Here is a 15429-nt window from a genome sequence, read left to right on the forward strand (position 1 = left end):
GGGGGGGCCTTCCCGGGGGGTGGGCGCCATGGATGGCGCCATCGAGCTTACAGGGACGTACTTGCAGCGTCCCCTGCATGGCCCACCCGACCGGCCAAACACGCGATCCGCTCTACGCGCCCAGCCACGAGGGGCTCAGCCGTTCGCGGCCAACTCAGCATCCAGCGCGCGCAGGCGATCTACCGTCCCGACATCGGTCCAGCGCCCGCGATGGTGCTGCCCCGTCATCAACCCCTGTGCCATGAAGTGCTTCTGCAGCGGCACCACCGAGAACTTCGGTGGGAGCCGCTCGCTGCCCGGTGCATCACCGATCACCGTGTGCCAGTCGGCCACGATGGAAGGGCGATACACGCCGATGCCGGCATAGGTCAGGCACGGGCCTTCGCGGTCGTGGTGCAGCAACCCCTGCGCGTCGAGCCGGTAGTCACCGTGCGGGTGCTGCGCCGGATTGTCGACCAGAATCAGATGCGCCTGGCCCTGCGGCTCGCGCGGCAGCGTGGTGAAATCGAAATCGGTCCAGATGTCGCCGTTCACCACCAGGAACGGGGCGTCGCCCAGCACCGGCAGTGCATTGAGGATGCCGCCGCCGGTTTCCAGCGGGGTCTGCCCTTCGTACATGAAATGCAGGCGCAGGCCCCATTGGCTGCCATCGCCCAGCGTCGCTGGAAACTGTTCGGCCAGCCATGCGGTGTTGACCACCACCTCGCGCACACCGAGTGCGGCCAGGCGTTCCAGGTGCCAGACGATCAGCGGTTTGCCGGCCACGTCCAGCAGCGGCTTGGGCGTGTGCAGGGTCAGCGGGCGCATGCGCTCGCCGAGGCCGGCAGCAAAGATCAGTGCCTTCATCGGGCCACGCGCATCGGTGTGGTCAGGTCGGCCAGCGCCGGCTTGATGCGGTGTTCCAGCAGCTGCTGCAGCGGTGCCAGCTCGCGGTAGCGCGGCAGCACTTCATCCAGATAGGTGATGAAGCGCGGCGCGTCGTCCAGGTAATGGCCCTTGTTGTCGCGATAGCGCAGGCGGCAGAACAGGCCGAGGATCTTCACGTGGCGCTGGATGCCCATCCAGTCGGCATCGCGCAGGAAGGTGGCACGGTCGGGCACCGGCAGGCCGGCGTTGCGGGCGCGCTCGTGATACTGCGCCAGCCACTCGTCCACACGCTGCAGCGGCCAGCTCAGGAACGCGTCCTTGAACAAGCTCATCGCATCGTAGGCGATCGGGCCGCGCACCAGGTCCTGGAAATCCAGCACTGCCGGACCATTCTCGACCGGCATCAGATTGCGCGGCATGTAGTCGCGATGGGTCATCAGCTGGGCCTGGCCCAGCGCGTTGTCCATCAAGCGGCGGTGCACCAGCTGCAGCCCTTCAATCTCGCCGCAGTCCAGTTCCAGGTTCAGGTGGCGCAGCAGGAACCATTCGTCGAACAGGCCGGCATCGCGCTGCAGCAGTGCTTCGCCGAACTGGCCGAAGTCGGCCGGCACCGGGATCGCCTGCAGGCGCAGCAGCTGTTCGATCGAACGGCCGAACCATTCATCGGCGTTGCGCTCGTCGAGGATCTTCGCCAGGGTCGGGCCGCCGAGATCTTCCAGCAGCAGGAAGCCGGCATCCAGATCCTGTGCCAGCAGCGCGGGCACACGCAGGCCGTTGTCATCCAGCAGGCCGCGCATGCGCAGCCACGGGCGCGGATCTTCCAGCCCCGGCGGGGCGTCCATCACGATGTGGCTGCCGCGCGTGCTGGTGGTGCGCCAGTAGCTGCGCATGCCGGCATCGACCGAGGCGCGTTCGACCACCGCACTGGAATCATCGAGCTGGGTACGGGCCCACTGCAGGCGCTGCGCGCTGCGCTGGGGATCGGAGGCGGGTTCGGTCATGCAGGCATATCCGGGCGCGCCGGGCGCGCCTACGTCGGGAACAGGAAGGGAAGAGGGTGCGGGATCAGCGGCGACCGCTGAACAGACGCAGGACGGCCAGCACGGCCACCGCGCCCAGCACCGCACCGAGGAAGCCGGCCGGCTCACCGGGGGCGTACCAGCCCATGTACTGGCCGAACCACCCGGCCAGCAGCGCGCCGATGATGCCCAGCACGATGGTCAGCAGGCAGCCCATGCGGTTGTTGCCGGGCATGAAGAATCGCCCGAGCAGGCCGACGAAGAAGCCGACCAGGATGATGTAGAGCCAGCTGCTGCTGCCGAACAGACCATTCATGCGCGCGATTTCCACCAAGGGTGGACGCAGCCTAGCAAGGCCAGGCTGCGTCCGTCACGGTGTGCCGGATTCAGCAGCAGCCGTGGTCGCCGTGGCGGGTGCCACTGTCGGCAGCCACCGGCGAACCGCTGGTCTCGCCGCGCAGGCTGGCGGCGTAGTGCTCGCTGATCACCTTGGACACGCAGGCGGTGACCTTCTTGCCCATCGGAATGTGCAGGAACTCGTTCGGGCCGTGTGCATTGGAGTGCGGGCCGAGCACGCCGGTGATCATGAACTGGGCGCCCGGGAACTTCTCACCCAGCATGCCCATGAACGGGATCGAGCCACCTTCGCCCATGTACATCGCCGGCTTGCCGAAGAAGGCCTGGCTGGCGTCGTCGATGGCCTGGGTCAGCCACGGCGCCATGGCCGGGGCGTTCCAGCCGGTGGAGGCCTTTTCCAGATCCAGAGTGACCTGCGCGCCGTTCGGCGGATCGCGCAGCAGCGCTTCCTTCAGCAGCTCACCGCAGGTCTTGCCATCGGCGGTCGGCGGCAGGCGCAGCGACAGCTTCACCGAGGTCTGCGGGCGCAGCACGTTGCCGGCCGATTCCAGCGCCGGCATGCCACCGACGCCGGTGACCGACAGTGCCGGGCGCCAGGTGCGGTTGAGCACCAGCTCGGTCAGGTCCTCGTTCATCGGACGCAGACCGTCGACCATCGGGAACTTCTCGAAGATCTCGGTATCGACCACTTCGGCGGCGCGCTTGGCCTGTTCCTGGCGCTCGGCCGGGATCTCAACGTTCATGCCGTCGATCAGGATGCGGCCGGTGTCCTGGTCCTCGATGCGCGACAGCAGCTGGCGCAGCAGGCGGAAGCTGGACGGCACCACGCCGGAGGCATCGCCGGAGTGCACGCCTTCGTTGAGCACCTTCACGGTGAAGTTGCCGCCGGTCAGGCCGCGCAGCGAGGTGGTGCACCACAGCTGGTCGTAGTTGGCGCAGCCCGAATCCAGGCAGACCACCAGCGACGGCTTGCCGATGCGGTCGGCGAGGTGGTCGACGTAGGCCGGCAGGTCATAGCTGCCCGACTCTTCACAGGCTTCGATCAGCACCACGCAGCGGGCGTGCGGCAGGCCCTGGGCCTGCAGCGCCAGCACGGCGGCCAGCGAGCCGAAGATGGCGTAGCCGTCGTCCGCACCGCCGCGGCCATACAGCTTGTCGCCGCGCAGGACCGGGGTCCACGGGCCGAGGTCGTCGTCCCAGCCGGTCATTTCCGGCTGTTTGTCGAGGTGGCCGTAGAGCAGGATGGTGTCGTCGCCGGTTTCGGCGCCGGTAGCCGGAATTTCCAGGAAGATCAGCGGGGTACGGCCTTCCAGACGCACCACTTCAACCTTCAGGCCGGGCAGCTGCTGGGCCTTGGCCCAGTTCTCCATCAGGGTGACCGCCTGTTCCATGTAGCCGTTCTGCACCCAATTGGCGTCGAACATCGGCGACTTGTTGGGAATGCGGATGTAGTCGACCAACTGCGGGACGATTTCGCTGTCCCACTTGTCATTGACGAATTGGCCGAGCTTGGCGCTGTCCATCTGAAACTCCGGTTGCATGGGCTGATCCAGCCATTCTACGCCTGTGCCGTGGGTAGGGTTTTTCCTACATCACGTCGGGTATTTGGCTGGCTTTTAGAAATCCAGGAAACCGATAGGCTGTGTGCATGTGGTGACGGACACTGTTCCTACCGACGGGATTGCCGGTCGGGACGGCCAGAATCACAAGGAGATACACGTCGTGCCTTGGAGTGTCGTGTTGAGGGCACTGGTGCTGGTCGTGTGGATCGCTGGGGCGCATGCCGCCGAACCGATCGACATCAACCGCGCCGATGCCCAGGCGCTGCAGCAGGGATTGACGATGGTCGGAGCCGCCAAGGCCGAGGCGATCGTCGAGCACCGGCGCAGACACGGCCCGTTTCATCGCGTCGAGGACCTGACGCAGGTGAAGGGGATAGGGAAAGCAATCGTCGAACGGAATCGACAGCGGATCACCGTAGGCAACAGGTTGTTGCCGGCGGATCCGGTACCCGGATCGGTACCGGTGCGAACCGTACCGAGGCGCTGACAGCAGGAATCGTCGGAACCGGCAGGAGGCTGGTTCACCGGTCACGGACAGGAAGGCCGTGACTACCGACCGCCGCAGGACGCGGCACCAATCACCAGGATGGTGGCATCACAGACCTGTGGAAGGGGCTGAGATACAAACAGGACAGACGCGGCCGCGTGCAGGATGCAACGCTACCCCCACAGCGCAGGATGCGAGGGGGCGGCAGCAGGCCGACAAGGACGTAACGATTGCCCGGTACGACACATGGCTGTGTCGCCGGGCAGTTTCATTTCCGGCGCCTGGTTTTGCCGCGGCCACCACGGGTCGATGGTGTACGGTGGCCGCACCGCATGGAAAGGACCCCCGCTGGATGCTTCTGCACCGCCCCACCACCCTGATGCTCGCCCTTGCACTGGCTCTGCCGCTGCCGCTGCTGGGCCATGCCGCTGCGCCGACGCCGGCCGCCAAGCCTGCCGCTGCCGCAGCCAGCACCGCCGAAGTGCGCGGACCGACCGACCTCAAGCCGGGCGAATACCTGTGGCATCCGGAAATTTCACCGACCGGCCCGATCGTGCTGGTGGTCAGCCTCGATGAGCAGCGCGCGTACGTGTACCGCAACGGCATTGCCATCGGCCTGACCACGATCAGCTCGGGCAAGGCCGGGCATGAGACGCCGACCGGCGTGTTCACCATCCTGCAGAAGGACAAGGACCACAAGTCCAACCTCTACAACAGCGCGCCGATGCCCTACATGCAGCGGCTGACCTGGGACGGCATCGCCCTGCATGGCGGCAGCCTGCCCGGTCATCCGGCCTCGCATGGCTGCGTGCGCCTGCCGCAGGCCTTCGCGCAGAAGCTGTTCAGTGAAACCCAGCGTGGCGACACCGTGGTCGTGGCCGATGCCAAGAGTTCGCCGATGACGCTGGCCTATCCGTCGGTGTTGGCGCCGGTCAACGCGCGCGGCCAGGCCCTTCCGGAAACCGAGGGTGGGGCCCCGGCGCAGGCCTGGTGGGATGACGCCGCGGCGCCGACCGGGCAGGTCGGCATCCTGGTCAGCTTGCACGACCAGCGCCTGTACGTGCTGCGCGATGGCGTGATGATCGGCGAGTCGCCGCTGAAGGCCGACGCCCTGCCGGCGTTCCAGGGCACCACCCTGTTCGTGATGGGGCAGGGCTACAGCGATACGCCCAGCCCGCTGGACGCGAACAAGCGCCTGCACCAGTGGACGGCCTATCCGCTGCTGGGCCAGGACCGTGCCCAGGCCACGCCGGACCTGCTGGCCACGCCCTCGCTGCCGATGGCGTTGCCGGCCGATTTCGCCCGCCAGCTGTACCAGGTGCTGGTACCGGGCACGACCCTGCTGGTGACCTCGCTGCCGGCGGTCCGCCCAAGCCCGGCTGAATCCGGGATGCAGCCGGTCTTGGAATCCGAGCCGCCAGGGTCCACCCTCAAGGGCAACTGAGTCCCTTCGTTGTGCCCATGACTGCATCCCGCCTGTGCCGGCTGGCCGCGTTCGGCCTGCTGGCGACCTCGGCCAGTGCTCCGGCGCTGGCACAGACGCCCGCCCTTGCCACCAGTGCCGATGATCTGGCCGCCTTGCTGTCGCGCAGTGCGCCCAAGGCCGACCGCCACGTATTGCAGCTGGCGGCGCACGCCATGCGCTGCGCGCTGCAGCGGCCGGAGCTGGGCATCAATGGTGATCGCCTCAGCGTGATCGATTATTCGCGGCCGTCCACCGAGCCGCGCCTGTGGGTGTTCGACCTGGCCCACCAGCGCCTGCTGTTCGAGGAATGGGTGGCGCATGGCCGCAACAGCGGTGAGAACCGCACCGAACACTTCTCCAACCGCGATGGCAGCTTCATGTCCAGCCTCGGCGCGTTCACCGCGCAGGAGACCTACATGGGCGGCAATGGGTACTCGCTGCGCCTGGCCGGGCTGGAACCGGGCTTCAACGACCGCGCGCGTGACCGAGCCATCGTCATCCATGGTGCGCCGTACGTGAACCCGGCGACTGCGCAGCTGCAGGGGCGGCTGGGCCGCAGCCTGGGTTGCCCTGCGGTGCGGCTGTCGGTGGCCAAGCCGCTGATCGATGCGTTGCGTGGCGGCACGATGGTGTTTGCTTACTACCCCGACCAGGATTGGCTGAAGCACTCGCAGCTGCTGGGCGGTGAGTGTGGTGGCCAGGGCACGCTCGCCACGCGGTGATGCATGACGGCGCGCGGCATGATGCAATGCGCCGATGAACATCGACTCCCTGTTGCACACTCCGAGCCAGGTGATCTCCCGCCTGGACTATCGCCGCGAACGCTGGCGCAACGGCCTGGGCTGGACCCGCGAGATCCTGCGCCTGCCGGCGCAGGGTGACGACTGGGCGCTGCGCCTGTCGGTGGCCGAGATCGAACAGGACGCCGCGTTCTCTGCTTTCCCCGGCGTGGAGCGCGAACTGGTGCTGCTGCAGGGCAATGGCGTGCGCCTGCGTTTCGAGGATGGCCGTGTGGCCGAGGTGCTGCCACCGCACGGGCGCGTGCGTTTTGCTGGTGAGGAAGCGCTGCACGGTGAACTGGTCGATGGCACCACCCACGACTTCAACCTGATGTGGAAGCGCGAGCTGCTGCAGGCCGAACTGCTGCACCGGCCGCTGGTGGGCACGATGTTCTTCTTCTGCGAACCGGGCGTTGCCTGGGCGCTGCATCTGCTGGCCGGTCAGGCAGAGTTTGGTGCAGATAGTGGCCTGCCGGCGCTGCAGGCGGGAGACACTGCGTGGTTGGCGGCCGGTGAACGGCAGCGTCATGCGGTGCAGGGCGGTGGCGAATTGCTGGCGATCCGGGTGAGTGCGGCGGGGGGATGATTCCTGGGCGCCGGTTGGCACTATCCACGCCATGCGTGGATGCGGCCACCGACACCGCGTCATGGTGCGAACCAAGGTTCGCACCCACCAGAAAGCGGTTCGCACCAGCCGAATCTGTTCAGTAGATCCACGCCATGCGTGGATGCGGCCACCGACACCGCGTCATGGTGCGAACCAAGGTTCGCACCCACCAGAAAGCGGTTCGCGCCAGCCGAATCTGTTCAGTAGATCCACGCCATGCGTGGATGCGGCCACCGATGCCGCGTCACGGTGCGAACCAAGGTTCGCACCCACCAGGAATCGGTTCGCACCCACTAGGATGCGGTGGCCTCAATACACATCGCGCCGGTAACGACCGGCCAGCAGTAGCGCTTCCTTACCCGCGGTACCCAGCACCTGCTCGATCACTGCATCCACCGCCGGGGCCATGCCCTGCAGGCTGCCGCAGACCAGGATCGTCGCGCCTTCATCCACCCACTGCCGCAGCGTTGCCGCTTCGGCCAGCAGCCGGTCCTGCACATAGCGGTGCGCGCCGCCATCGCGGCTGAATACCGCATCCAACCGCGCCAGCGTGCCGTCTTCCAGCATCGCCTGCAGTTCTTCACCGAAGTGGAAGTCGTGCGCGGCGGTGCGCTCACCGAACAGCAGCCAGGTGCGGCGTGCGCCACTGCGTACGCGTTCGTGCAGATGCGCGCGCAGGCCGGCGATGCCGGTGCCGTTGCCGATCAGCAGCAGCGGCACGTCGGCGGGCGCGCCATGGAAATTGTCGTTGCGGCGCAGACGCAGCTGTACCGGTTCGCCGATGGCAGCGTGGTCGCACAGCCAGCCGCTGCCAATGCCGGGTGTACCGTCAGCGCGCAGCTGGCGGCGCAGCAGCAGCTCAACCGCACCGTCGGCCATGACCGAGGCGATCGAGTACTCGCGATGCGGCAGCGGTTGCAGGGTCGCCAGCAAGGCAGGCAGATCACCCGGGGGAACCAATGAGGGCAGGTGCGAGCGCGCGACGCGTGCCAGCAACGTCTGCCCGTCATCCAGCACGGTGTCCGCGTCGAAGCGTTGTGCATCCAGCCAGGCACGCACGGTGTGCGATGCGTGCTGCGGGCCGATCTCGGCGATGTCACCGGCCTGCCACTGCGCATTTGCATCGGCCGGGGGCTGCAGGCGCAACCAGTACACCGGACCACCGGGGCTGCCCGGGTTCAGATGCTCGCGTTGCAGCAGCGTCCACGGCTGGTACTCGGCCGGGCTCCAGTCGGGCAGTTCGCTGGCGTTACCGCCGAGTTGTCCCAGCAACTGTTGCCAATGACGCAGTGCTGCCGGATCGGCGTTGTCGACCTCGATGGCGTCGAACAGCGGATGCGCGCCGTGCTGGCGCAGCCAAGTGTCCAGCTGGTGGCCGAATCCGCAGAAGTGGCCATAGCTGCGGTCGCCCAGCGCGAGCACGCCGTAGTGCAGGTGCTGCAGCGGGGGCGGGGTGGCCATCACCCCGCGCAGGAACGGCAGGGCGTGGTCGGGTGGATCGCCTTCGCCGGTGGTGCTGGCAATGAACAACGCGCGCTGGCTGGAAGCCAGCAGTGCTGCATCCACCTCATGCAGCCCGCGCACGCGCACTGGCACGCCGGCACCGCGCAGGGCCTCGGCGCTGCGTTCGGCCAGTTCGCGGGCGAAGCCGGTCTGGCTGGACCAGACCAGCAGGATGGGCGCGGTGTCTCCGGTTGCGGCGTCGTCGCGCGGGCGCCCACGCCACCACAGGGCCGCGCAGGCCAGCGCATACAACACCGTGGCGAGCACCGCGATCTGCGAGTGCCGCGCCGGTGGTGCGCCCCGCCACCACGCTTCGCCGAGATGCAGGCGAAGCAGTGCCCAGCCGATCGCTGCCAGCAGGAGCAGAACCAGTGCGTTGCCGAGCCAGGCGCGCGATGGACGTGCGCTCATGCGTCCTGCTCGTCGAGCAGGCGCTGGAAGGCGCTGCTGAGAAATTCCTGCGGGCCGTCTGCCGCACGCTGCAGGTAGCGCGCAGCCAGTCCTTCGCGCTCGGCCAGTGCCATGCCCTGTTCGCGACCGAGTACGGTCAGTGCGGTGGCCCAGGCATCGGCGTGCATGGCGTCGTCGGCCACCACGGTTACTGCCGCGGCAACCTGCCGCACCGGTCTGCCTGAGCGCGGGTCCAGGCTGTGACTGTAGGCCTCGCCATCGGCCTGGTACTGGTGCCAGCGATCGCCGGAGGTGGCCACCGCCTTGCCGTCCAGCGCCAGTACCCGTGGCGGGGTATCGGTGTGGGCGTCTTCTTCGGGTGCGGATTCCACCAGCACGCGCCACGGCTGGCCGTCCGGTTTGCGGCCGTAGCCGGCCAGTTCGCCGCCGACTTCGATCAGCGCGGCAGTGATGCCTTGTCCACGCAACCAGGCGGCCACGTGATCGACACCGAAGCCCTTGGCGATCGCAGAGAGATCCAGTTCCAGTCCACCCGGTTGCAGCAGCGCATCGTCCTGCCACTGCAGGCGCTGCCAACCGCAGCGATCACGCGTGGCCTGCAGGGTAGCGTCGTCGGGCTGGCGGCGTTCGCCGGCATGTGCCCCGAAGCCCCACAGTGCAACCAGCGGACCGATGGTGGGATCGAAGGCGCCGCCACTGGCGGAAGCGATGGCCTGTGCGCAGGCCAGAACGTGACGGGTTTCGGCCGGCAGCACGCACCATTGGCCGGCGTCGGCGCGGTTGTAGCGGCTCAGATCCGAACCACGCTCCCAGGTGCTCATCTGCGCGACCACCCCGTCCACCCGCGCCTGGATGCCAGCATGCAGCGGGTGCAGGTCGCGCTGGCGCGGTGCGACCAGCGACACGCTCCAGGTGGTGCCCATGGTGGTGCCGCCGAGGCGGGCGATGTCGAGCAGGGGATCGGTCATGGTGGTGTGCTGCAGGCGCGATGCCGGGGGCTGCCCGGCATCGCAGTCCACATTACTGCGGCAGCACTTCCAGCGTGGCGACGTAGCTCAGGCGGCGCTTGGCGGCCTGCTTCACCGAGGTCTTGTTGTCCTCGGTGCCGGTTTCCAGCCAGTACATGCCAGCTTCCGGCCAGGTCACCTTGATCTCGCCCTTGGCGTCGCTGGTCAACTTCTGCTCGTCCTGCGCGTTGCGGTAGCGGGTGGCGCCACGCACGATCTCGAACTCCAGGCCGGCGGTCGGCTTGCCGTCGACCAGCACGCGGAAGGTGGCTTCCTCGCCGGCGAACAGATCATTCGGGTGGCCGACGGCGACCAGCTCGATGCCACGGTTGGTCGGCTTCAGCGCGGTGTCGTTCGGGGCGCCGTTGGTGACGAAGGTCTCCACGCGGCCGACCGACTGGCTCACTTCCAGCTTCTTCGCATCCTTTGGCAGTTCGCCGAAGGTGGCGACGCTGCCGCGCCAGCGCTTGCGCTCGCCGTTCTGCTCGTAGGTGGCGAACAGGCCGTCATTGACCGACGCGATGCGGTAGGTGCCCGGCTGCTTCAGCTCGACATCGAACACGCTGCGGTACTTGCCGGTGGACGCGTTCTGCGGCTGCACGGTGCTGCCGTCCGGCGCGGTGATCACCACCGACTCCAGGCGCAGCGGCACGTGGTTGAAATAGAACAGGTCGTTGGAGACCGCACCGTCGACGGTGATCCACGGCGCATTGCCGGCGATCACGGTCTGCGAGGGCAGCAGCCAGGCCTTGTGGGCCAGGGCGGAGAAGGGAAGGGCAGCGGCCAGAGCGGCGGCGAGGACGAGCGTGCGCTTCATGCGGAAGACTCCAGGTGGATGCAGGGTGGTGCGGCGAGAGGAGGGGAATTACGACTTAATCCCCTCCGTCCCCTTTTCAGGGTTTGACGGCGAGGGTGACCTGGCCCAGTTCGGTGGCGCCCTGCGCCTTGCCGTTCTGTGCGGCGGTGGCCGGCCAGGTGAAGGGGATCTTCAGCAGTTCACGGCCGCCGACTTCGCGCACCGCTTCCACCACCAGGGTGTAGTTGCCCGGGGCCAGCTGCTTCAGCGCCGGCTGCTTGTCGTTGAACGACAGCGCGTGCTTGCCGGCCGGGCGGGTCGGGCCGGTCACGCCGTCCACCGGCACCTGCAGGGTGCGGCCGCTCTTGCGCCACCACTGGCGCAGGTCCGGCAGCCACTTGGTGCCGTGGCCTTCGCTGTTGCTGGTCTGCTGGTACCAGACCGACAGGTTGGCCGCGACCTTCTGGTCGGCGCCTTCCAGCCACACCGCCACATATGGGCGGTGGTACTCGGCCACGTTGAGCTTGGGCACTTCGACGTTGATGTCGAGGGTGGTGGCATAGGCCGGCGAGGTGGCCAGCAGGCCACTGAGGGCGATGGTCAGGGTGACGCGCATGGGGCGGCTCCGGAAACGAAGGGAAGTCAGTGGATCAGCAGCAGGGCGATCAGCAGCGGGATCATCAGGCCGAGGCCGACCAGCGGCCAGGTCATGCGCCGCTGCCGCGCATGCAGGTGCAGCAGGAACAGGCCGGTGATGCAGAACACCAGGCAGGCCACGGCGAACAGGTCCAGGAACCAACCCCATGCTGGGCCGGCATTGCGGCCCTTGTGCAGGTCGTTGAGATAGGACACCGCGCCGCGCGAGGTGGATTCGTATTCCACAGCGCCGGTTTCGCGGTCGATGCTCAACCAGGCATCGCCGCCGGGGCGTGGCAGTGACAGGTAGATCTCCTCGGCCGACCACTCGGCCGGGCGCCCGCCGATGGCGATGCCCAGCTGCGTGTCCAGCCATTGCCGGGCCGGGCGCGGGATCGGCGCGTTGCCATCCTCGCGCGTGCCCAGCTGGCCCAGCAGCGCGGCCGGCAGTTCCAGATGCTGGTTCTGCACCTCGGGCTTGGCCTCGATCTTCGCGGCATGGTTGAGGGTCAGGCCGGTCACCGCAAATAGCAGCATGCCGATCAGGCAGACCGCCGAGCTGATCCAGTGCCACTGGTGCAGCGTCCGCAGCCAGAAGCCACGGTTCTGTTGCTGCTGCACGGTGGAAGAGGCAGGACGGCTCACGGCACGGTTCGAGGCGGACGGGGACTCCCCATTACATCATTGATGAGAATAGCTCGCAATTGCGTGTCGTTCTGTATCCCTGGGGGATTGCCGGCCAGCGGCCGGCACTACCGACTGGCCGGCAATCCCGCGGATCAGTAGATCCACGCCATGCGTGGATGGAGCGGTGCCGACCAAGGTTGGCACCCGCCAGGGCAGGGCGCAGAGATCAGAACTTCGCGTTCAACGAAATCCAGTAGCTGCGGCGCTGGTCCTTGGTCGCGTAGTCGTCCACGCAGCTGAACTCGCTGGGATTGAGCAGCAGGCACGACTGCGAAACGAAGTCCTTGTCGAACAGGTTGTTGACCCGCGCGTTGACCGTCAGCCACGGCGTGGCCTTCCAGCTGCCACCGAGATGGAAGATCGTGTAGTCCTCGTAATAGCGCACGTGGCGGGCGCCGGCACTGTCGATGAGGGTGTCGCGATAGCGGTCGTAGCGGCCTTCGCCGATCAGCGACAGGCTGATCGCTTCGTTGATCTGCCAGTTGAGGCTGGCGTTGGCCATGTGCTTTGCCGGCGTGGTGCCAGAGATCGGGCGTCCCTTGTCGGGGCCGCTGGTCTGCTCGCTCTTGGTCCACGTGTAGTTGCCGCGCAACTGCAGGTTGTCGAGCAGGTCGACATGACCGGCCAGTTCTGCGCCGCGGGTCTCGGCCTTGTCGATGTTCACGCTCTGGGTGAAGGTGCTGTAGCCCAGTGCCGCCCAGCCCGGGCCGATGTCCACGCAGTAACCGCTGCCGGCGCGGGCCACTTCGCAGTTCGGGAACGTGCCGCCGCTGGCGATCTTGTCTTCGAACTTGTTGAAGAAGCCGGTGACATTGAAGCCCCAGCGCTGGCCTTCGTAGTACGCGGCCAGCTCGTAGTTGGTGCTGGTTTCAGGCTTCAGGTTCGGCGAACCCACCAGCGGCAGCACGCCCTGGCCACCGAAGCCGGTGATGCCCGGGAACAGCTGATCCGGTCGCGGGGTCTTGTAGCCGGTGCTGACGCCACCCTTGAAGGTCCAGGCGTCAGTGGCGTTCCACACCAGGTAGCCGCGCGGGCTGACATGGCTGCCGAACACGTTGTGGTCGTCGTAGCGCAGGCCGAAGGTGGCGGTGAGGGTGTCGGTCAGCGACCAGTTGTCCTCGGCGAACAGCGCCCACATGCGGTGCTTCTGCTTGGTGTTGCTGCGGTAACCGGCGCCGTCCATGCCGAACACGCCGTCGATCATGTCAGTGTCGTTGTACTGGCCGCCGACGGTCAGCTTGTGCGCGCCGAAGTCGAGGTCGAGCATGGTGTCGAGCACGTAGCCTTCCAGCTCCATGGTGCGCAGCGGACGCGGCAGGAATGCCTGCAGGCGTGCCATTTCACTTGGGTTGAGGGCGGCCAGTGCATTGCCGCGGCCGGCCGCGCAGTTGTTGGCGCCGCCGGTGCGGCGGCAGACGTCGTTCCACAGGGTCTGCAGGTTGGCGCGTTCGTCCAGGGTCAGCGGCAGCGAGCGGCCCAGGTTGCTGCTCTTGCTGTGGGTCAGCGAGGTCTGCCAGGTGCCGAAGCTGTAGCGGCCCTGGTGGGTCAGCGACAACTGGTCGCGCTCGTAGCGCTGGTAGGCGGTGTAGCCCACGCGCGGCTGCACCACGCGGCGGGTGACGGTACCGCTGCCGTTCGGGTTGGGGATGACGGCATTGCCGACGCGCCACAGGCTGGCCAGGCTGTCGAGGGTGCCGGTCTGGCCCTCGCTGTTGTCGTACTTCTGCCGCGACACGTCGTAGTCCAGCCACAGTTCGTGGTCATCGTTGACGTGGAAGTTCAGCCGCACACCGGTGTTCCAGTTGGTGTTGGCCACCGACTTGCCGCCGCCACCGAAGCCGATGCTGCGTTCCCACAGACTGCCGTCGGGCAGGGTCAGTGCATCCCACTCCGGATTGGAGGCCTTGGCGTCGTAGTAGCTGCCGCGTACTGCCAGGCCGATACGGTCCTTGACCAGCGGGCCGCTGAGGTAGACGTCGGTGGTGCGTGCATCGCCGAACTGATCGTCCTGCTGCACGGTGAAGCCCTGGGTGAGCGCGCCGTGCCAGCTGTCCTGGTTGCGACGGGTGATGATGTTGATCACGCCGCCCATTGCATCCGAGCCGTACAGCGTGGACATCGGGCCGCGCACCACTTCAATGCGCTCGATGGCATCCAGCGGCGGCAGGTAGGCGAACTGGCCACCGCCGAAGTTGTTCGGATACAGCTGGCCGACATTGCTCTGGCGGCGGCCGTCGATCAGCACCAGGGTGTACTCGGAGGGCAGGCCGCGCATCGAGATGGTGGCACGGCCGTTCTTGTCGCTGGCTTCCAGGCCGACGTCGATGCCTTCAACGTCACGCAGCGCGTCGACCAGATTGGTGTACGGGCGCTTGCTGAGTTCTTCGCGGCTGACCACGCTGATGCTGGCGGGTGCATCGACCACCTTCTGCTCAAAGCCGGAGGCGGTGACCACCACCTTGTCCAGCGTCTGTGGCGCGCCGGAAGCGTCACCGTGGGCGAAGGCCGGGGCGGTCATGGCCGCCAGCACGGCGCTGGTCAGCAGGGTACGGGACAGGGACGAACGGACACGATGGCGCTGGGCCATGGCAGTAACCTCGAAGGATGCAGGGTGGTGCAATGCCAGGCGCGAACGGCGCGGCATGCACGGGGAGGCCCGGTCAGGGGCGGCAGGGATGAAGCAGGCAGCGGCGTGCGGGCACGACCGCGCAGGCGGTCACGCGGGGCCGTGATTCAGGCGAGCGGCGGCGCCTGGCCGCGTTGCTGGCGGCGCCCGGGCGCGTCGGCCCAGGGCGTGTCCGGAGCGGCCAGCGGCCAGTCCGGGCGCACGCCGGGCATGGCCGGCGTGGTGGGTACGAGTTCAAGCTCGGTGCGCAGCCATTGGCTGGCCAGCAGCAACGGCGGGCGTGCCTTCTCGGCCGATTTCACCGGGGCGGCAGCACAGCGGCGCAGTTTGGCCGGTGCTTCTTCCTGCGGGGACGCTTCGCCACCGCGCTCTTCCAGCGGCATCTGCACGGCCATTCCGGCCTGGCCGTGGGGCAGCAGCGGCAGGGTGCCCAGCAGCAAAGCCAGCATCGCCACCCACGCCAGCAGGCTGGCCAGCGCAGGACGCTGACCGCGCATGGCGGTGCCCATCTTTCGATGGATGAGTGGGCGAGGGCGAAGCGGGCGCAGCAAGCAGGGGTCCCCAGGGGTCTGCCGGCAGCGGCCGGCATCAACGGGGCGTGATTGTAATGAGAGCTGTTA

General features: G+C 67.5%; 15 protein-coding genes. 4 read left to right on the forward strand and 11 right to left on the reverse strand.

Annotated features, from left to right (window positions below; all coding sequences use genetic code 11):
* Window positions 1-135: 135 nt before the first annotated feature.
* From murU to V3B48_RS08455, 4 genes are all read right to left on the reverse strand, one after another.
* Complete coding sequence (gene murU, locus V3B48_RS08440; protein ID WP_182267368.1) at window positions 136-846, reverse strand: N-acetylmuramate alpha-1-phosphate uridylyltransferase MurU; 711 nt, start codon at window positions 844-846, stop codon at window positions 136-138.
* Window positions 843-1868 (reverse strand): phosphotransferase, encoded by a 1026-nt coding sequence (locus V3B48_RS08445; RefSeq protein WP_182267369.1) that lies wholly within the window; start codon window positions 1866-1868, stop codon window positions 843-845. Before V3B48_RS08445 ends, murU begins: the two co-directional genes overlap by 4 nt.
* A 64-nt stretch (window positions 1869-1932) precedes the next feature.
* The gene (locus tag V3B48_RS08450) at window positions 1933-2202 is read right to left on the reverse strand and encodes a GlsB/YeaQ/YmgE family stress response membrane protein (protein WP_049398791.1); all 270 of its coding nucleotides are present in this window, start codon (window positions 2200-2202) and stop codon (window positions 1933-1935) included.
* Window positions 2203-2272: 70 nt separating this feature from the next.
* Window positions 2273-3766 (reverse strand): M20 family metallopeptidase, encoded by a 1494-nt coding sequence (locus V3B48_RS08455; protein WP_010483606.1) that lies wholly within the window; start codon window positions 3764-3766, stop codon window positions 2273-2275.
* A gap of 199 nt (window positions 3767-3965) precedes the next feature.
* On the opposite strand from V3B48_RS08455, the gene V3B48_RS08460 reads away from it, so the two are divergent.
* From V3B48_RS08460 to V3B48_RS08475, 4 genes are all read left to right on the forward strand, one after another.
* Window positions 3966-4292 carry a helix-hairpin-helix domain-containing protein gene (locus tag V3B48_RS08460; protein WP_012510302.1) on the forward strand — a complete coding sequence of 109 codons (327 nt, stop codon included), beginning with the start codon at window positions 3966-3968 and terminating at the stop codon, window positions 4290-4292.
* A 352-nt stretch (window positions 4293-4644) separates the two neighbouring features.
* The gene (locus tag V3B48_RS08465; RefSeq protein WP_329893520.1) at window positions 4645-5736 is read left to right on the forward strand and encodes a L,D-transpeptidase; all 1092 of its coding nucleotides are present in this window, start codon (window positions 4645-4647) and stop codon (window positions 5734-5736) included.
* A gap of 17 nt (window positions 5737-5753) precedes the next feature.
* On the forward strand, window positions 5754-6479 hold the full coding sequence (locus V3B48_RS08470) for a murein L,D-transpeptidase catalytic domain family protein (protein WP_071228075.1): 726 nt from the start codon (window positions 5754-5756) through the stop codon (window positions 6477-6479).
* A gap of 34 nt (window positions 6480-6513) precedes the next feature.
* Window positions 6514-7122, forward strand: coding sequence for a HutD family protein (locus tag V3B48_RS08475; RefSeq protein ID WP_197616153.1), 609 nt, complete (start codon window positions 6514-6516; stop codon window positions 7120-7122).
* A 330-nt stretch (window positions 7123-7452) separates the two neighbouring features.
* On the opposite strand, the gene V3B48_RS08480 is transcribed toward V3B48_RS08475, so the two are convergent.
* From V3B48_RS08480 to V3B48_RS08510, 7 genes are all read right to left on the reverse strand, one after another.
* Window positions 7453-9057, reverse strand: coding sequence for a sulfite reductase subunit alpha (locus tag V3B48_RS08480; protein ID WP_329893521.1), 1605 nt, complete (start codon window positions 9055-9057; stop codon window positions 7453-7455).
* Entirely contained in the window at window positions 9054-10025 is a 972-nt protein-coding gene (locus V3B48_RS08485) for an FAD:protein FMN transferase (protein WP_329893522.1), read from the reverse strand. The genes V3B48_RS08480 and V3B48_RS08485 overlap by 4 nt, the downstream gene beginning before the upstream one ends.
* Before the next feature lie 52 nt (window positions 10026-10077).
* Window positions 10078-10881, reverse strand: coding sequence for a DUF4198 domain-containing protein (locus tag V3B48_RS08490; protein ID WP_329893523.1), 804 nt, complete (start codon window positions 10879-10881; stop codon window positions 10078-10080).
* 76 nt (window positions 10882-10957) lie between these two features.
* Window positions 10958-11476, reverse strand: coding sequence for a DUF2271 domain-containing protein (locus V3B48_RS08495; protein ID WP_004147429.1), 519 nt, complete (start codon window positions 11474-11476; stop codon window positions 10958-10960).
* 26 nt (window positions 11477-11502) lie between these two features.
* Entirely contained in the window at window positions 11503-12141 is a 639-nt protein-coding gene (locus tag V3B48_RS08500; RefSeq protein ID WP_032129249.1) for a PepSY-associated TM helix domain-containing protein, read from the reverse strand.
* 208 nt (window positions 12142-12349) lie between these two features.
* Window positions 12350-14770: a TonB-dependent receptor gene (locus V3B48_RS08505; protein WP_285303068.1), complete on the reverse strand. Its 2421-nt coding sequence runs from the start codon at window positions 14768-14770 to the stop codon at window positions 12350-12352.
* A 146-nt stretch (window positions 14771-14916) separates the two neighbouring features.
* The gene (locus tag V3B48_RS08510; protein WP_049398800.1) at window positions 14917-15318 is read right to left on the reverse strand and encodes a hypothetical protein; all 402 of its coding nucleotides are present in this window, start codon (window positions 15316-15318) and stop codon (window positions 14917-14919) included.
* Window positions 15319-15429: the final 111 nt, after the last annotated feature.

The organism is Stenotrophomonas sp. SMYL20 (assembly GCF_036320045.1).
Lineage (GTDB): Bacteria > Pseudomonadota > Gammaproteobacteria > Xanthomonadales > Xanthomonadaceae > Stenotrophomonas > Stenotrophomonas maltophilia_A.